Genomic DNA, 21,364 nt, shown 5'->3' with positions numbered 1-21,364 from the left:
GTCAGCTTGACTGGCGACGCTGACGGTTTGACCTCGGGGCCGCGCCCGGCTGGGAGGCGGACGGTTTATGACGACATCTGAGGCGGAAAAGTTCCGGATCGGCGGGACCGTCCGTGACGACACGGGATCCCCGGTCACCGCCGGAATCGCCGTTGAGGTCTTCGATCTGCGCCTAGGCGGCGAGCATCTGGTAGGCGCGGCAGCGGTGAAGGCGGACGGAACGTTCGTACTGACCTTCGACTCCGAGTCGGTCCGCTCGAGGCCAGGAGCGAGCCTTGACCTCGTCGTGCGGGTGGTCCGGACGCCGGCCCCCTCGAACGAGGCGACGCCCGTCGCCAGCCCGGCGCCCGAACGGGAAGTGATCGCCCGTTCCGCGACGCGCTTCGACGCCGGCCCCGACGAGCACGTCAACGTCGTGCTCCCGGCGGGCGCGGTACCCGTCCTCGACGAGCACAGCCGTCTTGTCGCCGACATCGCCGAGGGGCTGGCCGGTGCCGGCGAGATCCCGGTCAGCCCGGCTCGTCTTGTGGAGGACGAGCAACGCCGCGACGTCACGTTCGCGGCCGCCAAGAGCGGGTGGAATGCCCGAGCCGTTTCCATGGCCTCGCTGGCTGAGCGCGAGGCGGCCGACACCGGCATCCCCGCCCCGCTGCACTACGCCCTGTACCGGGCCGGTCTGCCCGCGGGCTCGCGGCTGTGGGCACTCACATCTGCCGGCGTGATCGAGACAGTATGGTCCCGCGCCATCGAACAGGGGATCATCGCGCCGCAGCTTGCGGAGGCAATCCCCGCGAGCCTCCAGGCGGTACGCGCGTTGGTTGGTCACGCGGTCCTGGATCTGCCCACCGGGGTCGGTGACTCGCGGTTGGGCGACCTGCTGATCGACGCTCTGCCCGATGCGGCCGACCGGCATCGCTTCGCCCAGATCTACCGGGAGTATCGGGATGCGCCTGACACGCTGTGGTCGCAGGTGCGAGGGCATTTCGCCGACGACACCGCCGCCCGACTGGAACTCGATGGGGCGCTGGCCAACCTGACCCGCAACAACGCTGCGCTGATCGCCAAACTTCACGGCGGCCCGGCCCCGGCGCGAGTGAGTGATCTCGCCGTGGCGGGCTACCACCACGCGCACCGGTGGCGGGAGCACCTCACCCCCGACGTGCCGGTCCCCGACGACCTCCCAGGCGAGGACGAGGCCTCACGGCGAGACACCTACGCCGCGATTCTGGCCGAGGAACTGCGGCTACGCCATCCCACCGCCGTTCTGAGTGCCGAGGTGGCCGAGGGAGCCATCCCCGTCGACGGTCCGCCCGGCACCGATCGCGCTGTGGCCGACTTCTTCGCCGAGCACAACGACCGGTTCGAGCTCGCCGTGCACCCCATCGACCACTTCGTGGGTGCCCACGGCATCGATCTTGAACCGCCGGTGCGCGACGCGGTCGCGACCCTGCAGCGGATCGTCGCGGTCGCCCCCAACCCGGAAGCGGTGCGGGCTCTGCGCGCGCTCGGCTTCGACTCCGCCCGAGCGGTGGCTATGCACGGTGAGGCGGCATTCGTCTCGCGGTTCGGCTCCGCCCTAGGCGGCGAGGACGTCGCCCGGGAAACCTTCCGACGCGGCGATCAGGTCTACACCGCCACCCTCGCCACGGCCACCAGCCATCTCGTGGCCCGCGCCGCGCCCGAAGTATTCGCGGTACCGCGTGGCGGACCCGCAGCGCGCACAGGACCCGGGGCGCGGGCCCGCGCCGCGAACGAGGCGGCACGCCTAGCGGACGTGCGTACGCTGCCGAACCTGGAGACGCTGTTCGGCCCAGCCGACACCGGCGCCTGCGAGCATTGCGAGTCGGTGCTCAGCCCGGCCGCCTACCTAGTCGACCTGCTCGAGTTCCTGAACTGCGACCCGAAGTCCGGCGGCCGCCGCCCGCTCGACGTGCTCCTGCAGCGCCGCCCCGATCTGCAGCACATAGCGCTGAGCTGCGAGAACACAGTCACCGAGCTTCCGTACGTCGATCTGGCGAATGAGATCCTCGAACATGTCGTCGTCCATTCCTCGATCGACGGGTACCAGGGCCATGATGTAACGCCGGGTACGAGCACCGCCGAACTGCTGGCCTCGCCGCAGTTCGTGGACGAGGCCGCCTACTCCGCGCTGCGGGGGGCCTGCTACCCGCTCGTGCTGCCGTGGGACCAGCGCCTGTCCGCCCTGCGGGCCTACCTCGTCCAAGCGAGGGTGAACCTCAGGGACGCGATGGCCTCGCTTGCCCCCGACGACGCCAACGGCCGGTCGTGGCAAGACGTGGTGCGGGAACGGGTAGGCATCGACCCGGCCGAGCGCGACCTCCTGATCGGGTCCGCCGTGACCGCCCAGCAGCTCTACGGCGACGACCCGGCGCGGGTGACGGAGGAGCAGTTCGTCAGCGGTGTGGGCAACGCCCGTCGGCTCGCCCGTCGCCTCGGCATCAGCCCCGCCGAGTTGGTCAGCTTGATCCAGACGCGGTTCGTCAACCCCGACGCCGATCTGCTGGTGCTCCTCCGCACTCTCGGCGTCGGCTTCCCCACGATCCAGGCTCTGCACGAGGGGACGATCACCCCTGCGGCATTCAGGGCGGCGCTGCGACCTGGTCTGGACACCGCGCCGTTCGGTGGAGATGTCGTCGCGTGGCTGACCGCCCACCACGAACAGATCATGAACATCGTCGTGCTCACCGATCCGAGCGGACAGGAGCCCCCCGCCGGAGACCCGACCGGCGCCTTCGCCAAGCTGGAGCTGAGGCGGACCCTGCCCGACGTGGCGCGCAACAAGCTGCGGGCCGTCGACCTGCTGGCGATCGCGCGGTTCGTCCGCCTGCGCAACCGACTCGGCTGGAGCATCGAGCGAACCGACGAGGTGCTCGCCGCGCTCTGGCCCGCCCCGGTGCCGGTCACCGCGTCCATCGCCGAGGTACGCCGCAACCTCGACTCCGGCTTTGACGCCGTTCTGATCCGGCTCGGGCACCTGCTGACCGGGATGGACCTGCTCGGACTCGATGCCGCCGACGACCTGCCGTGGCTGCTCGGTTGCTTCGCGCCGCTCGGCACCCACGGCCCGAGGGCCCCGTATCGCACGCTGTTTCCCACATCCACTCTCCTCGGCACCGATCCGGTGTTCGGACCCGGCCCGAACGGCAGCCCGCCCGCCCGCCCGGACGCCCGGCTGCTCGATCACATCCCGGCCCTGCAAGCGGCGCTCAAGCTCACCGCCGAAGAGTTCACCGTGGTTGCGTCCGCCGCCCGTGTCGACGCGACGACGCCACTGTCCGTCGCCTCCATCAGCCTTCTGTTCCGGTACGGCTACCTCGCCCGGACCCTGCAGATAAGCGTTACGGAGCTGATCAACCTCGTCGAGGCGACCGACTGGAACCCATTCGCCCCCTTGGATGAATCCGAGCCGGACTTCTTGAAGCTCGTGCGTCTCGTCCGGTCGATCCGGAAGTCCGGCCTTTCCATCGCGCACCTCGCGGCGCTGGCGCTCGGGACGGACAGCAGCTCGGACTCGGAGATCATGCCGGTCTTGCGCTCGGTCCGCTGCGCGCTCGCCGATCCCCGCGCACCCGCCGGCGGGCAGTGGACCGAGTCGGCGCTGCGCGCTGTCCTGACGACCGTGTTCCCCGCCGACGTCAGCGACACATTCCTCGGCCTTCTCGCCGCGGCCTCGACCTACACCACCGCCTACCAGCAAAGCGAGGCGCAGCTCCCCGAACCGGTGCTGGCCGTCGCGCCCGGCCTCGCGTACGACGCGGAGCGGTCGCTGCTGATCCATCGCGGGGTGCTGACCCCGGAGTCGGCGGCAGCGGTGAGGGCCCTGCCCGACCTGCCGGCCGGCCTGACCGACGCGGTCGCGGCCCTGGCCAACGCCGGGCAGGCCGATTACCTGCCGCTGTTCCGCGCGTATCCGATCCTGGAACAGCGGTGGCGTGCTTGGGCGGCCGATCCCGCCGTTTTGGGCAAGGAGGGGCGCCTGGCAGCTCTGGGTGCGGCCTTGCTGGAGGATCTGCGGCCCAGTTTGCGACGCCGGCAACTGGGCGAGGTACTGGGCCCCGTAATCGGTACCGAGCCCGAGGCTGTCATCGCCCTCATCGAGGATCCCGTCGCGATGCCGGGGTCCGCACCGCAGCGTTCGGTCGGGGACGACCTGGCGGCGGTCACCGCCGCCGGGCTGAGCGTGCGCTTCTGGGCTGGGTCCGGCGAAGCCCCGGCCACCGGTGAACCGGTCCGGACCGGCATCGCACTCGGCGTCGACTACGGGCCCGGCGGAGCGGACTTGGCCCAGGCGGCCGGGATGCCCGCCGGACCGATCAGCGGAACCTGGGCTGCCATCGTCGACCCGCCGGTCCCGGGAGCCTATGTGCTGACGGTGGAGACGGACGGCTCCTCCGTCGCGCTCCAGGTCGACTGCCAGCCTGTGAATCTGCGACGCGAAGGCCAGACGTGGACGGCGGAGCCGATCGATCTCGTGGCCGGGCGGCCAGTGTCGCTGAAGCTGACCGCGACCGGGTTGAGCATCACGCTGCGTTTGCGGTGGCACGCCGAGGGAGTCGCCACGGTACCGCTGCCGGGCAGCGCCTGCTGTCCCGCAGATACCGTCGCGGTGTTCACCAGCGCGTATCGACGGCTTCTGGCGGCCGTCGATTTTTCGTCCGCGCTCAGAGTTACGGCCCGCGAGCTGCTGTCCCTCGCGCGCTCACCGCAGTACCGCATCGGTGACGTCGGCTGGCTGTCCGCGGTGCCCGTCGCTCCCGATTCAGCGGCGCGGCTCACACTTGTATGCGCCGTCAACGCCCTCGCCCGTTACTGTCAGCTACGCGAGCGCTGGCGGGTCACCGGCACCGCAATCGTCGACCTGCTCGACGCCTCAGTGCTCGACCCGCCATCGGCACTGATCGCGGCGCTCACCGGGGTGACCCCGCCGGCCGTGGACTGCGTCGCCAAGCACCTGGGAGTCGCGGGATCTGCGCTGCGCAGCATCGACGCGCTCCAGCGGGTGGCCGACGTGCTGGATCTGATCCGCACCGTCGCGCTGCCGGTGACCACACTCGCCCGCACCCTCAGGACCACTCCAACGGGACAGGACGTGCGGGACGTGCGCGACGCCCTCCGCGCCCGCTACGACGACACCGCCTGGGCAGACGTCGCACGCCCGATCCACAACGAGCTACGCCGCGCCGCTCGCGACGCCCTTGTGGGCAAGGTCTTGCACCTGGAAAACCCCGACCCCGACCTGACCGTGGACGAGGTCACCGGCGAGTTCATCTCTCCCGACCAGCTGTACGAAAAGCTGCTCATCGACGTGCAGATGGACCCGTGCATGACCACATCGCGTATCGCGCAGGCCATCTCGACCGTGCAGCTGTTCGTCGCGCGGTCGTTGCTGAACCTCGAGCCGGAGGTCTCGCCGGAGTCGATCGACCCGCAGCGCTGGGAGGCAATAAAGCGTTACCGGATCTGGGAAGCCAACCGCAAGGTCTTTTTGTTCCCGGAAAACTGGCTCGACCCTGATCTCCGGGACGACAAGTCGCCGTTCTTCCGCGAGGTGGAGTCGGAGCTGCTTCAGTCCGACATCACCGACCAGGCCGCCGCAACCGCACTGGGCCACTACCTGGAAAAGCTCGACGACGTGGCAAATCTCGAGATCGCCGGTATGCACGTCGACGAGCGCAAGGCCGCCAACACCGACGTCCTTGATCCACTTGTGCACGTCATCGGCCGCACCTCCGGGGCGAAACGCAGCTACTACCATCGGACCCTCGACGGGACGTGGCGGCCGTGGGAGCGGGTCACCCTCGAAATCCAGGACGACCCCGTACTCCCGGTGATCTGGAAAGGCCGGTTCCTGCTGTTCTGGCTGAAGGTCTCCAAGCAGCCCGACAGCCGGCAGCCGGGCCCGTTCGCCGCGTCCGCCAAGCCAGAAGCACGGCTGGGAGACCTGGCCGTGCGAGACCTGAAATCCAGCCCGACCGCGACGCTGACCGTGAGTCTGTTCTGGAGCGAGTACTACAACGGCCGGTGGCAGTCGCCGCGCACCTCAGACCCCGACCGGCCGATCGACCTGGGGGCCCAGTTCAGCGTGATCGGCGATCCACTGACGCTACGCCTGGCCTCCGATATCAAGGAGGACGTCACCGGCGTACGCGACAGCCTCGGCATCGTCGTGCTCAACCCCAGCCCGGGCGGAAGCGGCAACTCCCATTTCCGGCTCTACACCACGCACAGCCTGCCAGTCCGCAAGGAGGACGACCAAGCCGGGTCGCTGGGATTCCCCGCGGATCGACAATTCTCCGAGACCGGCCCGTTCGTCGTCACCGCGAGGGACAACCCACTGGCTCCCATGGTCGTGCTGCATGCCAGCCAGCCACCCTACCGAGGCATCGGGCCAATGCACCGACTAAAGGATCCGCAACAGGCCCCGTTCTTTTTCCAGGACAGCAGGCATGTCTTCTACGTCCACCCCGGACCTAGCGAGCCAGCACACTCCTTCGGACTGTTCCCCGAACCTGCGGTCGCACCCCTGACCTTCCCCGACCTGGGCACGATCACCGCCCAAGCTATTTCCCGCTGAGCGCGAAGAGGACGTGCCATGGCCGATACGAAATCCTTCGTGTTCGAGAACCACTTCCATCCCTACGTCGGGATGCTCGTGGACCGGCTCAATCAGCAGTCCGTGGACGGCCTCCTGGACCTGGCGTGCCAGCAGGTCCGCGAGTCGTTCTTCGACAAGATCTACGATCCGAACGACCCGTCCACGCCCGGTGAGGACCCGCGGTTCAAGGTCGTCTGCTCCCCGAAGAACATCGACGTCAGCGAGTCCGGCCCCTACTCGGTCTACAACTGGGAGCTGTTCTTCCACGCTCCGTTGGCCATCGCGGTGCACCTGAGCAAGAACCAGCGCTTCGCCGAAGCCCAGCGGTGGTTCCACCACATCTTCGACCCGACCGAGACCGATGCCACCGCTCCCGTGCCCGACCGGTTCTGGAAGTTTGTCCGGTTCCGATGTCCCCAACCGGGCGACATGCCGCGAGTCGACGAGCTGGTCGCGGTGCTGAGCCGCCCACCTTCGGACCTCGGCGACGAAGAGCGCAAACTGCTGGACTCGGCCGCGAAGAGCTACGAAGGGTTGCGCCGCGAACCCTTCCGTCCACATCGGGTCGCCCGCACCCGGGTCGTGGCTTATCAGTACTACGTGGTGATGAAGTACCTGGACAACCTCATCGCCTGGGGCGACGGCCTGTTCCGGCTCGACACCGCAGAGTCGATCAACGAGGCGACCCAGCTGTACGTCCTGGCCTCGAACATCCTCGGCCCGCGCCCACAGGAAGTGCCACGCCACCGATCCGCACCCCGGATGAGCTATCGCCAGCTCAAGGACGCGGGTCTCCAGTCATTCGGGAATGCGCTGGTCGAGCTAGAGAACCAGCTACCATTCGCGCGTACGCCGGCACCAACCCCGGCTGGTGCCTCGGCGAGCGCCACTCCGCTGCTCGGTATCGGACGCAGCCTCTACTTCTGCGTCCCGCGCAACGACCATCTGGTCGGGTACTGGGACACAGTCGCCGACCGGCTGTTCAAGATCCGCAACTGCCAGGACATCACCGGAACGGCCCGCCAACTCTCGTTGTTCGCGCCCGCCCCCGATCCCGGCCTACTGGCCCGCGCCACGGCAGCAGGCATCGACATCGCGGCAGCCGTAGCCGGCACCCGGGCGCCGACCTCCCCGGTGCGGGCGGCACTGCTGATCCAGAAGGCACTGGAAATCGCGGCAGAGGTGAAATCGGCGGGAGCTGCACTGCTATCCGCGATGGACAAACGCGACGGAGAGGAACTCGCCCGACTGCGGCAGGGGCACGAAATCGGCATGGCCCGGCTTACCCGGGACGTCCGCTTCCTCGGGTGGAAGGAAGCCGAGGCGAACACCGAAGCACTGCTACGCACACGCGCCATGACCTTTGCCCGCTACCGTCACTTCCAGCTGCTGCTCGGACGCCCCGAGTCCGAGGTCGACAAGCTGCGCGACATCGGCCTGACCCGCCAGCCGGTGACCGAGGAGACCTTCCCGCAGGTTCTCCAGCAGTTGGTCGGGCAGTACGCGACCGCGATCGTGCAGGAAAGCCGGCCAGCCCCGCGGCTGGCGCGCGACGGCGATCCGCAGGTTCAGGCGGGCGCGCAGAGCCAGGGATCATTGGATCTGATCCCCAACGAGTTCGCCGAACTGAACGTCCACCTGCCGATGGTAAGAAACATGCAGGAGCGCGCCACCACGATCGACGTCATCTACGGGGTACTCGGAATGCTGCCCAACATGGGCATCGACCTCGAACCCTTAGGCATCGGCGGACACGTGGAATACGGCGGACCCTTGCTGTCGTCGGTAGGAAGGACGCTGGCCACGGCCATCCGCGGGGCCGCCGAGCAGGTAAGCCACGATGGCAGCCGGGCGGCCAAGATCGCCGGGTACCAGCGCCGTGACCTCGACTTCGTGCAGGCCAGCAATCAGGCCGCGCTCGAGCTGATGCAAAACGGGCGCCAACTGATCGCCGCGCTGGTGCGGGAGCAGGCCGCGCGGCGCGACTACGACGTCGCCGGCGACCAGATCAGGCTAGCCAAGCAGGTGGACTCATTCCTGGCCACCAAGGACACCAACACGGAGCTGTACACCTGGCTGCGCGGTGAGGTCGCGCGCAGCTTCGCTGAGCTGTACCGAACGGCGGTCGACGTGGCCCGCTCGGCCGAGCAGGCCGTAAAGCGGGAACTGATGCGACCCGAGATCGACGACAAGACCTTCATCGGATATTCCCACTGGGACACCGGCCGCCGCGGGCTGCAGGCGGGCGAGCGACTGCACCACGACCTCATACAGCTGCAGCTGGCCTATATAGAGAACAACCGACGTGAGTTCGAGATGACCACCCACGTCTCACTGCGCATGCTTGACCCGCACGCCCTGCTCGAGCTGCGCTCCTGCGGTGCGTGCCAGTTCACCGTGCCGGAATGGCTGTACGACCTCGAAACCACAGGGCACTACTTGAGACGAATCCGCACCGTCGCACTCAGCCTTCCCGCCGTGACCGGCCCGTACACATCGATCGCAGCCACCCTATCGCTGCAGCACAGCTCCATCCGTCGAGAGCCGAGGCTTCTCGACGGTAAGTACACCCGGGCGCCCGGAGAGGACTCACGGTTCCTGGACTACCCGGGCACGCTGGAATCGGTCGTCACCAGTTCCGCGGTGCGGGACTCGGGGTTGTTCGACGTCGCGGCGCGCGACGAGCGATACCTGCCGTTCGAGGGAGCGGGCGCAATCAGCACCTGGGCACTGAGCCTGCCGGGGGACCTGCGCACGTTTGACTACACGAGCATATCCGATGCCGTCCTGCACATCAGTTACACGTCACGCCCAGGGGTGCGATCCGACGCCGTCGTCACCGACCTGCGCGAGCGCTTCGCCGCCGTAGACGGCAAGGCGCTAGCGCGCTCGCTCAGCCTCCGCCACGACTTCCCCTCCGAGTGGGCCCGGTTCCTGGCGGGCGCCGCCAACCTGTCACTGCGCATCGACAAGAGCTGGTTCCCCTATTTCGCGCAGTCGGCTTCAATCACCCTCCAAGCGATTGAACTTTACGGAATCGTCGGTGACAAGCTCGTACCGGGACCGTCACCCGCAGACGTCGACGCGCTGCGGGACCTCAACGCCCAACTCGCCGCCGAGGGCGCCTTCACCCTGGCCGTTGCCGAGGACAACGACATCGTGCGTCGCGACCAAACCTCCGCCGACCCCTACCTCATCGTCCGGTACACGATTCGTAGAGGAGCGACAGGATGAGCCACCTAGGCAGCCCACCCGATCCCACGCTGCCCCGTCGTCGGCAGACATCCTCTCTCCGGCGGCACTTCACCACAGCTGTACGCGGAAGCTGGACGGGAGCGCACCTCCAGCGAAATCCTCAGGTGGGGACTAGCCTGGCAGGGTCACGCTGATGGCCAACTGGATTCGTCTCGGAACTCCTGGTGAAGTCGTGTGGGCACGGGCGAGCAGCGAGGCCACTGCCATCGTGGTCGGCACCGCAGGCGGCCAGCTATACCTGCGGCGCCGCACGGGACCGGCCTGGCGATGGGAGCGCGTAGGAACGCCGCCCACCACAGACGAAGTCAGAGACGCTACCTTGCTCACCGTCGAAGCATCCGGCACCCTCACGCTGGCCGTGGTCGGCGGCGATACCCAGGTCTGGCTGTACCGGTCGGAGGCCACGTCCGGGTCGTGGGTCGACCTCGGTGGTCCTACCCGGGACTCGGATCTCGACTTTGTCGACGCAGGCAAAATTGTCAACAGCACCACGAGGCGCGACACCACCACGCGACACACGCTCGTGGTGACTAGCCCTTCCCAACGACCATGGATACGCGTCGGGGTCGACCCCGACGGCACATGGTTCCCAATCATGTCGGACCCCGACCTGTTCGTCGGGCCACTCGCGTCCGCGATCGCGTCCGTCGCCCCGGCGGCGGAACCGCAGCAGCACATCTTCGCCCTGGTCCGCCACGGCGACAGCCCGGACTTCGCCCTCAGGGTCGCCGTACGCGAAAACTCGGTGTGGAAGTGGATCGATCCCGGGGGACCGCAGCCCAGCTTCGGCTTCTTCACGTTCGGCCCCGGGCTCTCGGCGACCAGCATCCGTGACAGCAGCGGCCGGTTGGAGGCGTGCGCCATTGTGGAGACGGGATTCCCGGAGACCACCATCGGCATGGTAATCGGCTCCGGTCATGACTGGCGGTGGTGCGACCTGGGACGGCCGTCGGTTGCGCAAGAGGTCGGCGCGGCTGTGGTTGCAGGCAAAGGCCCAGACCCCCAACCCGATGAGGAGCCCGTCGTCGTTTGCCGCGCCGGCCACAACATTTGGACGCGGTCGCTGAACGGCACCTGGACGGATCGGGGAACCACACCAGACGACGTGGCGGTTGTCAGCCCCACTGCGGCCTTCGAGGTGGACGCGACGGCCCCGCAGCGACGTCTGTGGACCGCCGGGGTTTCCTGGAGCTCGGACCTGTGGACGTTTGAGTCGGACGACGCCGGGACGAGCTGGCAGAAGCACCCCGGACCCGGATCCGTGACCGATGTCGTCGGGGCCTTTACCGATGCGCCCGACGATGCCTCCGCTCAGCCCCCGAGCGTGGTGTTCGTCGTCGACGAGCACGGCGATTTGTGGGGATGCCGGTTGTGGGTGGGGGAGGGAGGGGCTCAGCCGTGGAACCACCACGGCCGGCCTGCAGCCGCCGTCACATCCAAGGCGGGCGTCGGCGTGTTCGCCGTGGCTGGTGCCAGCCCCCCGGCGACGTGGGTCTTTGTGGTCGGCAGTGATGGGCATCTGTGGGCGTGGACCGTGGATGCGGCCGGCTCGTCCTGGGTTGACCACGGCGCCCCGACCCCCGGCACGTCGATCGAGTGCGGGGTCGCGCCGATCGCCGTCGGTGCGGCCGAGGTGCCGACCGTGCACGTGTTGGCGGACGACGGGCGGATCTGGATGCGTTCGCGGTCCGGGCCTGAATGGTGCTGGACTGACGTTGGCGCGCCGCAAGGTCGTCAGATCTTCGGGTTCGTGGGAGCGGAGGTGCTGGCGGCTGCGGCGGGACAGCTGCCGGTCGCGGTTGTCGTCACCGACAACGGGCACCTCTGGATAAGCCTCCCTGACGGTGCCTCTTTCCGTTGGCGTGACCTGGGCACCCCGACCCCGACGGAGAAGATCTCCGCGGGAATCGGCGTCGGGGTTGTGACGCCTGCAACTGTGGACATCGTCGCCGTCGGCTTGAGCCGGCAGGTGTGGACTGTGCGATGGACACCCGACGGAGAGCCGCACTGGACGGCACGAGGCTGTCCCGCCGATGCCCCCATCCAGCAGATTATCGGGACCATGCGTGACGACCCGGGAAACCCCGCCGGATGCCTCGTCGCCGTCATCGTCCACGACAAGGAGGTCTGGGTCACGTCCACCGCGAGCCCGGATGGGGAGTGGTCCCACTGGGATGGGGATCCGCCGTTCACGAAGGTTCTCTGCGGGAAGGCGGTTGTCCTGGGTACCATGCCGTGCGGCGTACTGCTAGACGAGAGCAGGCGTGTTCACGTCGTGACGCGCGCATTCGGTTGAACCGCCTGGCGCCGGCCAAGGGTGGGAGCCTGTCTGATGTCACTTGAGCTCAGCCGGCTGGCGAGTGGGCGACGGCATAGTCAAGAGAGATGGCCCCCCTCTGCAGGCCAACTGATCCTCGCGCCGCCGCTGCCCCCGGAGTCCGCAACGACCCGTCCAATACACTCCCCGCGGGCAGGGCTCCGGCAAGGTAGTCATATGCCGGACTTCAGGTGAGTCCGAGGAGTTGTAGCGGTCGGTAGGGGTTTCGGCTGTTGCGGCGGAGGGCTTGGGCGATGGTGGTGATGCCGGCGAGGCGGAGCAGGCTGATCGCGGTGTTGCGCAGGGTGGCCATTGCGCGGGGTGCGTTGCGGGTGCGCAGGCGGCTGGCGTCTTCGCCGTAGGTGGTGTCGCGGATGTGGTGCAGGGTTTCGATGGCCCAGTGTCCGCGTAGCCCGTCGGCCAGGTCGGCGGGGTTGGCCTGGGCGGCGGTCAGGTTGGTGATGGCGTAGACGGTGACGGTGGACCAGCGGCCGGTGCTCAGGTTGAGTCGGCGGCGGCGGATCCGCAGGGCTTGGACGGCGTGTGGGAAGTCCAGGGCGAGCGGCCCGGTGCAGGTGACCGCTTGTAGACGGCGGATGTCGTAGCGGCCGTGGCCGCGTTCGCCGGTCTCGTCTTGGACCGGGACCTTCGTCCAGGGCAGGGCTTTGAGCTGCCGATACAGACGCGGCTGGTTCTTCTTCACGGTGAACAGGTAGCCGGCGTGCTTGGTCTCGGCGAGCCAGCGGGCATGCTCGCGTTGGGTGTGTAACGCATCAGCGGTGACGAGCGCCGCGCTCAGGTCGAGGGCGGCCAGCAGCGGCTGGAAGCGGGTGATCTCATTGGTCTTGCCGGCCACGTCGACTTGGGCGAGGACCGCCCCGGTGCGTTGGTCCAGCACGGCCAGCAGGTGCACCTGCGCTCCGGCCGGTCCGCTGCCCCGCAGGGTTTTGCCGTCCACGCTGTACACACGCCGCCCGGTCGGGGTTCCTGCCGCCGGCCCGGAGGCGATGAGCCACCGGCCGACCGCGTCGTCCAGGGCGTCGGCGTCGACGCCAGCCAGGATCCGCCGGAATGTGGACTCGTCCGGCGCCCGATACACCCCGGTGAGCGGGTCTCGGAACACGCCCAACTCGGCGAGGACCTGCTGCGGGACGTCGCCGGCCCATTCGGCGACGGCCGCCGCGGACCGGGCGCCGGTCAACACCGCCGCGACCGCGGCGGCCAGGACCCCGGGCAGCGCATGGACGACACCGCGAGGGTCTCGCCGGTCCGGCACCTGCCTCAACGCCGTGACCAAGCTCGTCCGGCCGCCTGTCAACGGCTCGTCCAAGCGGTCCGCGTGCACGGCCAACACGTCAATCAGCGATGATGTTCCCAACGGGCGCGGTCCTCTTTGATCTTCCCAGCTTCGACACCTGGATGATCATCGAAAGGCCGCGCCTGTCCTCATACCGTGATGATCAGGAGCGTCTGCACTCAAACGGCCAGACCGGTCATATCGCTACCTTGCCGGAGCCCTGTCCCCGCGGGTACCTCGATCAACGTTGGTGGACACCGCACTGGCCCGTTCAGGTTGCAATCCCCACGTCGTCGAACGATTTGGCGATGGCGGCCAGCTTCTCGTTGAGGGTCTCGGGTGGTTCGTTGCGGAAGAGCGTCCTTGCGGCAAGGTCGATCCCTCGGCGGCTGTCGCTGAAGCCGGATCTGCGCGACAAATGATTTGTCAGCGCGAGGTAGAAGAGCGACGCGGCCTCCTCAACCCTGAAAGTCTGGTCGTCCGTTGCGGTCTTTGCCGTAAGCAGGTTGAAGGCGGCCTTGTTGTGGATGCCGCTGTTGCGGTGCACGTAGCCCCAGTCGTTGCGGTTGGCAGGATCCTCTCCGGACCTCAGCCTCTTGAAGTCGTTCATGTGCGCGGGCTGCCCCCGTTTGGTGGGATCGCTCATGTCCCTGAGGGGCACGCCACTGGCATCCAGGTCCTCACCCATCTCCCAGTTCCACTGATTGACGTCATGGCAGGGAAAATTGGAGATGATGATGCCGAAGATGTCAGAGTACGACTCGTTTAGCGCTCCGGATTCGGTCTCGTACTCCAGCCGGGCGGTCCGATCGGTGAGCCCGTGGGTGATCTCGTGGGCGACGACGTCCGTGGCGACGGCGTAGGACTGCAGGCTGCCGCCGACGGCGCGTTGGCCGTAGATCATCTGGGTGCCGATCCAGGCCGCGTTCCGCCACTCTCTGTTGGCTGGGTCGGGGTTGAGGTACGTGCAGTTGACGCTGGAGATGAAGGGTCCTCCCTGGCCGTCGAGGCCGTTGCGTCGCAGAGTGTTCAGCAGAAAGTCGGCGACCTCAGCCGCGTTGGCGTGGGCGCTGACGGCCCCAGGGTCCCACGGGTCAGGCGGGTTTGCGGCGAGGTCGCCAGGCAGGGCTCCTTCCTGGTGTACGACGTCCTTGAAGCGAAAGTTGTATGTGTGGACGTTCCGTCCGGTGTCCCTCAGCCGGAGATTGCCGTTGCCGTCGTGCTCCAGGCGCAAGTGCCGGGTGTGCCCGAGGCCGTCGACGCCGTCCCCGTCGGCGGCTGTCCACGTCACCGTCTGGGTCCGAGTGGGTCGGGCCACCAGTTCACCAGAGTGGGCGTCGATTATGTAGTCGACCAGTTCTGGTAGGGCCGCACTTGTCTCGCCCGTGCGGGCGTTGCCGTTGGCGTTTGTCCGCCTGAGCACGTCCTTGGCGATGTAGACGAGCCGCCATCGGTGTGGCTCGGTGCGATTGTCGAAGTAGAAGTAGAGACGCGGCATCTCCGCCAGTGGCAGGGCTTCGTCACCCGCGTCGTCGCGGATGACGTCCACGGCTTGAGCTGGAGAAATTGCAGCGACTGGATCGACCCGGTCTGGATCACCAAGGGCGGAGTTGATGGACAGAAAGGAGTTGTCAGTGTCCAGTTCGACGGTGATCAGTGAACCGTAGACGGGGATCCGGTAGCGGTGTTGGGAAAATTTGACGATGGTTGTGTTGGTCAGCGGAGCGGTCTCGGTGCCGATGATCCGGTACTCGGTCGCCGGTCCTTCCCGGCCCCCTGCGGTAAGCGCAGGCACCGCTGGACTGGCGATCATCTGATTGAGGTAGCGCCGGGCGACAGTCTCGGGATCGAGGGTCGCGGGTTCGAAGGTCAGCCCGCGGACGTGGTCGGCGCGTTCCAACTCCCCATCGATCTCCGAAAGCGTGGGGACCTGGGCTTCGTCGGTGCGGTGCAGGGAAAACTTCGTCAAACCGTTGTCGGGCATCGGCCGCGTCTCCTTCACGATCGCTTCATGACGCCGAGCTGTTGCCTACGGGATCAGTGGAACTCCTCACCGACTTTTCGGCCTCACCCTCGACATCCGGGTGGGTGCCGAGGGTCGGCTGGAATCGCTCCCGGGCGAGCTAGTTGAAGCCAGGTCCTCACGCGCACTGCCGCGCCCCAGGTCAAGGCCGACCGGCACGATACGGGTATCGGTGAGCAACTCCGCCAAGCGTACGAGGGTTGCGGTGTTGGCGGTGCCGATCCCGCTGTCCAGTACCAGACGGCGGGGTGCTGATCTTGTCACCGTTGGAGGATTAGCTCTCACAGCTCGTCGCGGCCGGCCCTCATCAACGGACGCTGGCGCCGGCTGCGCCAGGCTGGGCTCGAGTCAACCGACACTGAGGGTGCGTGGTGCGGTGGCGCCAGACTTCAGCAACCGGTGAGGCGGACCACCTCGTGAACGCCCTGAGCATCCGCGAGAAGGCCGAGTAATCAAGGCGAATTGACGTAATGGCACGACGAGCGGACGGCCGACATAGCATGGCGATGCGGGAGGCGGGATGACCGCTGAGTTCGAAACGGCCCGTAAGGCGGACAGTGGCTACGGACCTGGCACCGCCGCCGGACGTAGCCGCCAGACATGTGCGGTGGCTTCTCCCACGGAACAGAGAACCGGCAATCCGGACAGTCCCGGACTGATGTTGGAGCGTGTTGTGACAAGCAACATCCGATTGGCCGTGAAGGGTTTCGGCTATTCGGCTGGTAGTTGGCGGGTGGACAAGCACCTGCGGCTGATGGCCGACATCACCGGCGACGGCAGGGCCGACGTGGTCGGCTTCGGCGAAGGAAAAGTCTGGGTCTCGCTGGCGCAGGGCGACGGCAGCTACTCCGCAGCGAACGTGGCGTTGCAGGCCTTTTGTTTCAGCCAGGGCTGGCGGGTGGACAGGCACCCGCGGTTCCTGGCTGACACGACCGGCGACGGCACGGCCGACATCGTCGGCTGCGGCGAGGACGGGGTGTGGGTAGCTCGATCCCAGGGCAACGGCCAGTTCGAGCAGCCGCGGAAGGTGGGGGACAACTTCGGCTATTCGGCGGGTGCGGGTAGCTGGCGGATGGAGAGCAACCCACGGCTCATGGCCGACATCACCGGCGACGGCAGGGCCGACTTGGTCGGCTTCGCCGGCGACAAGGTCTGGGTCTCGCTGGCGCAGGGCGACGGGACCTTCAGCGCGCCGATACCGTCGCTGATCGATTTCTGCACCGCGCAGGGCTGGCGGGTGGACAGGCACCCGCGGTTCCTGGCTGACACGACCGGCGACGGCACGGCCGACATCGTCGGCTGCGGCGAGGACGGGGTGTGGGTAGCTCGATCCCAGGGCAACGGCCAGTTCGAGCAGCCGCGGAAGGTGGGGGACAACTTCGGCTATTCGGCGGGTGCGGGTAGCTGGCGGATGGAGAGCAACCCACGGCTCATGGCCGACATCACCGGCGACGGCAGGGCCGACTTGGTCGGCTTCGCCGGCGACAAGGTCTGGGTCTCGCTGGCGCAGGGCGACGGGACCTTCAGCGCGCCGATACCGTCGCTGATCGATTTCTGCACCGCGCAGGGCTGGCGGGTGGACAGGCACCCGCGGTTCCTGGCTGACACGACCGGCGACGGCACGGCCGACATCGTCGGCTGCGGTGACGGCGGGGTCTGGGTAGCTCGATCCCAGGGCAACGGCCAGTTCGAGCAGCCGCGCAAGGTGGTCGACGACTTCGGCTATTCGGCCGGTGGCTGGCGGACGGACAAACACCCCCGCTTCGTGGCTGACACGAACGGCGACGGCAGGGCGGAAATCGTGGGCTTCGGCGAAGCCGGCGTATTGATAAGCCAACTGGGCTAATACGCAAGGCAAGGTTCGAGTCGGCACCAGAGTTCTGGGGCTTGTCTTCGGCCTACTGCTTTGTGGTTTGAGGGCATGAAGGGCAGTAGCTGCTGAATCTCGGCGGCCACCGGCGAGGCGTCCGTACTAGACTCCGAGCGCGCGGCCGACGCTGCCGACCTCTCCGCGAAAGCTGCCGAGCCAGCGGCTGACGCCGCAGACTTGTCGGCCGGCGAAGCCCAAACCATATGCGGCACTGAGAAGACTTGTCAGGAGTTGGGACCAGAGGTTGAGGTCACGTTTGTGGCGACCATCAAGGTAGGGGGCGCCACCTTTGCGGAGGTTGCGGAGGTTGCGGAGGCGGAAGGCTCGGAGGTGCCATGACTGAAAGCTCGGCTCAACCGCCGAATCAACAGAATGATCAACCGTCGACTTCACCTGGAGATCAACCCGAGGAGGTTGCTCAGCGGAATTTGGCAGAGACCAGCGATGGCGTTCAGCGGGCGCGGGCGATAACTGGGCTGCTCGTGGTGGTCATGGGTGATGCCGTCATAGCTGCAGCGGCAATCGTTGGTCTAGTTGTGTTGGATTCGAGTTCGGCAAACGGTCAAGCCGTCGCAATACTCACCAGTGCCTTTACCGCTATCGGGTCCATCACGACCGCCTATTTCGGCATCCGGGCGGCCACGAATACAGCCCAAAGTTCGATCTCTGCAAGGCGAGATTGATTAGCGCGGCACTGCACGATCGTGATCGTGTGCTGAAGGGCTGGTGGAAGCCAGTGCTCAAGGCCGCGGAGGGTGTTGGCCGGCCGCCTGCTGGCGTCGTTTCAACAGCGATGGAAAACGGGAGAGCGTAGTGGATCCGGAAGTCAGGCGTTCCAAGCAACAGGATTCAGCCATGGCGCGAGTGGCCAGCAGGGTCGTTCAGCGAAGGGAAAAGATCGACACACTGCGCCTGCCCGGCGGGATCGCCCGAGCGGATGAGCCGGACCGGGTGGCGACACGTATCGACCGGCTGAGCCGCCACTACCCGGACGTGCGACCCGTCAGCCCCACCGCGATCAGGGCAGGTGAGCCGGCCGCGGTGGCGGCGGCAGGCGCCATCCTCGAACGCATCATCCAAACCAACGATCTTCTCGGGGTGGACTATCTCGACGGCGGGGTCGTCGCCGCACGCGGGGTGGGCCGCGTAAATATTCGTGACGAGCGGGGCCGGCTTGTCGGCTACGGCACCGGGTCGATGGTCACTCCCGAACTATTGCTGACCAACCACCACGTTCTGCCGGACGAGCAGGTGGCCGAACGGAGCAGCGTCGAATTTGACTACCAGGACGGCCCCGACGGCCGCCCACTGCCGTTGCAGGGGTTCACACTGGACCCGGAACGGTTCTTCCTCGCAGATGCCGAGCTGGACTTCGCGCTCGTCTCAGTGAAGGGGACCCCGGCAGAGCTGAGCCGGTTCGGGTTCAACCGGCTCATCGAGTCGGAGGGCAAGGCCATCGTCGGCGACTTCGTGAGCATCGTGCAGCATCCACGGGGGGAGAAGAAGCAGGTCGCGCTGCGGGAAAACCGGGTCGTGGACCTGGTCGACAGCTTCCTGCACTACGAGACGGACACCGAACCCGGATCGTCCGGCTCGCCTGTCTTCAACGACCAGTGGGAGTTCGTCGCGCTGCATCATGCCAGTGTTCCGGTGCCGGACAGCAGCGAACTTGGCGGGATCGTGAACGAAGGAGTCCGAGTCAGCCGGCTGCTGGCCTTTCTACGAGACCGATCGCTGCCCCCGGCGCAGCAGCCGCTGCTGGACCGGGTCTTCGCCGACGGGGTCACCCTGCCTTCCATCGGGTCGACGCAGCAGGCGCCCGGGCCGGCCGGTGGGCTGGCGGCGGCGCCAGCGTTACCACTCGGCGCCCGCCTGAGCGGGGGCCCGATCAATCGTGAGGTGCGTGTTTCAGGCCGGCGGGAGGCGATCACGATCGACCCGCGTTACGCCGACCGCAAGGGCTACGCCCCGGATTTCCTCGCCGAAGGGTGTCCCGTGCCGCTGCCAGCCCTCCACGCCGACCAGGTGCCCCTGGCAGCGGTCAACCGCATGGCTACCGGCGACCACTGCTATGTGCTGCCATACCACCACTTCAGCATTGTGCTCAACAAGCAACGGCGGCTGGCATTCTTCACCGCCGTCAACATTGACGGCAACTCCAGTGTCCGGCTGCGCCGTGAATCAGATCGCTGGTCCTTCGACCCACGGGTGCCCGAGGACGAGCAGACCGGGGAAGAGGTGTACGCCGCCAACCCGCTTGACCGTGGTCACCTCGTCCGCCGGCTCGACCCCGCATGGGGCGTGCCGCGCACGGCCGCCAAAGCCGCGAACGATGACACCTTCCACTTCACCAACTGCAGCCCTCAACATGAGGATTTCAACCAGAACCAGACGACCTGGGCGGGCCTCGAGGACTACATCCTCGAGAACGCGGACAATCGCGACCTGAAGGTCACTGTCTTCACTGGTCCGGTCCTTGCCGACGACGACGACGAGTATCGGGGCGTGCAATTGCCTCGCCAGTTCTGGAAGGTCGTTGTGATGGTCAAGGAGACCGGCGAACTCTCGGCCACCGCATACATGCTCAGTCAGGAAGACCTGATCCGCGGCTTGAAGCTGGTTCCCGAAGCGTTTTCCTACGGTGCCTACCGGACCTACCAGGTGCCCATCGCCCGCATCGAGGACGTCACCAAACTTTCCTTTGGCGCCCTCAGTGACGCCGACCCACTCGCGCGACTTGAAGGACTCATCGCCAAGGAGATCATCCACCCACGAGATCTCGTCCTCTGAGCCATTTTCATCGTGGCTAGCGGCGTCTTCGGCGGCACCTTGTGCTGGTCAAACGCGTCGATCAGGCCGCGAATGCGGACCGCGGTGAGATCGTGGGTTGAGCCGGGCAGGGCGGCCGACGCCCAGAGTCCCGCCGGGTCGGCCAGGACCTGCACGTTCACGCCGTGGCGCTTGTGCTTGCCGGAGTAGTAGAGCCGCTGCCGGCGACCCGGATCAGCGTGCCCGTCGAGGATGGCGTAGGCAAGCCGGACGGCCCGGCGCATCGCGGCGGCGAGGTCGTCGGCGCAGGCGGCAAGCAGGTCGACGGCTTGGCGCAGGTACCGCCACACGGTCCTGACCGACACCTCGAAGCCAGCCTCAATGCGGGCATAGGTGTCGCCGTTACCCCAGATCGGCCAAGGCATCAGGCTCTCCTGCTGTGCCGGCAGCGTGCGCCAGCGGCCGCCGAGCGTGCGGCGGCGATCATGGATCAGTTCGGTGAGGCGGGTCAGGCCGCGCGTGACAGCGGGACGCTGGCAGGATAGGTCAGCAAAAAGCACCCGTGCTGGGCCGTCTTTCTGTGGCTGTCCCACCGGGAGCTTCGCCCTATCTGGAGCAGCGACACGCGGCCCTCGCCTGCCTGCTCAACAACCCTTGACCACGATGGACATGGCTTATGGGCTCAGACTCGTTCTGAACCGGTCGGTTGTGCCCGAAATTCTTAGCTCGGTACGCCCATGGTGATGGTACGAACCCTGTTGCGGGCTTGCTCTGCTGCACCCGAATCTAGGCTCATGCCTACGACCTCAATGAAGGTTCTTTGGCCCACCGTCAGACAGGTGACCAGCACCGAAACCCCTGCGCCATTTAGTGTACCGGTACCTGCGATGTGGGGATCGGACGTAAAGCTCACCGCTAGGCCGGTCTCGCGGATTGCGAATTCCGCGTCTCTCATGGCTTCTGCTTGTGATTTGGCCCTTGTATCTGAACCCACGTGTATAGCCGGAGCTTCTTGAGCCATGATCGCCTCCTGCACGATAGATGCACAGTCGCCTTTTGGTATGACCGATGTCGTTATTGTGAGCACTTTCGTTAAAGTCCGCGTAACCGGCGCCTCTCGGCGCCGGAGGACCTCGCGCAGAAGCGCCCGTGCCGCGCGGTCTTCGGAGTGGCCCACCATGGAAGGATCCTCTTCCTAGTTGGATTCAGCCTGCCCA

General features: G+C 67.0%; 8 protein-coding genes and 1 pseudogene. 6 read left to right on the top strand and 3 right to left on the bottom strand.

Going from position 1 to position 21,364, the window contains the following annotated elements; all coding sequences use genetic code 11:
* The first annotated feature begins 67 nt into the window (after nucleotides 1–67).
* The 3 genes from OG470_RS32485 (at nucleotide 68) to OG470_RS32475 (ending at nucleotide 12,167) form a co-directional block, all read left to right on the top strand.
* A complete protein-coding gene (locus OG470_RS32485) occupies nucleotides 68–6,595 on the top strand; it encodes a neuraminidase-like domain-containing protein (protein ID WP_328418426.1) in 6,528 nt (2,175 codons plus the stop codon).
* A gap of 18 nt (nucleotides 6,596–6,613) precedes the next feature.
* Nucleotides 6,614–9,850, top strand: coding sequence for a hypothetical protein (locus tag OG470_RS32480; protein WP_328418424.1), 3,237 nt, complete (start codon nucleotides 6,614–6,616; stop codon nucleotides 9,848–9,850).
* Nucleotides 9,851–10,004: 154 nt separating this feature from the next.
* Entirely contained in the window at nucleotides 10,005–12,167 is a 2,163-nt protein-coding gene (locus tag OG470_RS32475; protein ID WP_328418422.1) for a hypothetical protein, read from the top strand.
* Nucleotides 12,168–12,375: 208 nt separating this feature from the next.
* Here the strand turns inward: OG470_RS32475 and OG470_RS32470 are convergent, their stop codons facing one another.
* Together OG470_RS32470 and OG470_RS32465 are read right to left on the bottom strand one after the other, a co-directional pair.
* The gene (locus OG470_RS32470) at nucleotides 12,376–13,464 is read right to left on the bottom strand and encodes an ISAs1 family transposase (RefSeq protein ID WP_328414502.1); all 1,089 of its coding nucleotides are present in this window, start codon (nucleotides 13,462–13,464) and stop codon (nucleotides 12,376–12,378) included.
* Between the two features lie 292 nt (nucleotides 13,465–13,756).
* The gene (locus OG470_RS32465) at nucleotides 13,757–15,487 is read right to left on the bottom strand and encodes a M4 family metallopeptidase (RefSeq protein ID WP_328418420.1); all 1,731 of its coding nucleotides are present in this window, start codon (nucleotides 15,485–15,487) and stop codon (nucleotides 13,757–13,759) included.
* 541 nt (nucleotides 15,488–16,028) lie between these two features.
* On the opposite strand from OG470_RS32465, the gene OG470_RS32460 reads away from it, so the two are divergent.
* The 3 genes from OG470_RS32460 (at nucleotide 16,029) to OG470_RS32450 (ending at nucleotide 20,168) form a co-directional block, all read left to right on the top strand.
* Nucleotides 16,029–17,354, top strand: a complete 1,326-nt coding sequence (locus OG470_RS32460; protein WP_328418418.1) for an FG-GAP repeat domain-containing protein — start codon at nucleotides 16,029–16,031, stop codon at nucleotides 17,352–17,354.
* Between the two features lie 359 nt (nucleotides 17,355–17,713).
* A complete protein-coding gene (locus OG470_RS32455; RefSeq protein ID WP_328418416.1) occupies nucleotides 17,714–18,061 on the top strand; it encodes a hypothetical protein in 348 nt (115 codons plus the stop codon).
* 172 nt (nucleotides 18,062–18,233) lie between these two features.
* Nucleotides 18,234–20,168: a DNA/RNA non-specific endonuclease gene (locus OG470_RS32450; RefSeq protein ID WP_328418414.1), complete on the top strand. Its 1,935-nt coding sequence runs from the start codon at nucleotides 18,234–18,236 to the stop codon at nucleotides 20,166–20,168.
* Between the two features lie 89 nt (nucleotides 20,169–20,257).
* On the opposite strand, the pseudogene OG470_RS32445 reads toward OG470_RS32450, so the two are convergent.
* Nucleotides 20,258–20,431: pseudogene (locus OG470_RS32445) on the bottom strand (IS5/IS1182 family transposase); the annotation flags it as partial.
* Nucleotides 20,432–21,364: the final 933 nt, after the last annotated feature.

The organism is Micromonospora sp. NBC_00389, assembly GCF_036059255.1.
GTDB lineage: Bacteria > Actinomycetota > Actinomycetes > Mycobacteriales > Micromonosporaceae > Micromonospora.
Note: the sequence above shows the minus strand (reverse complement) of the source record. Positions and strands in the feature narration are given on the sequence as shown.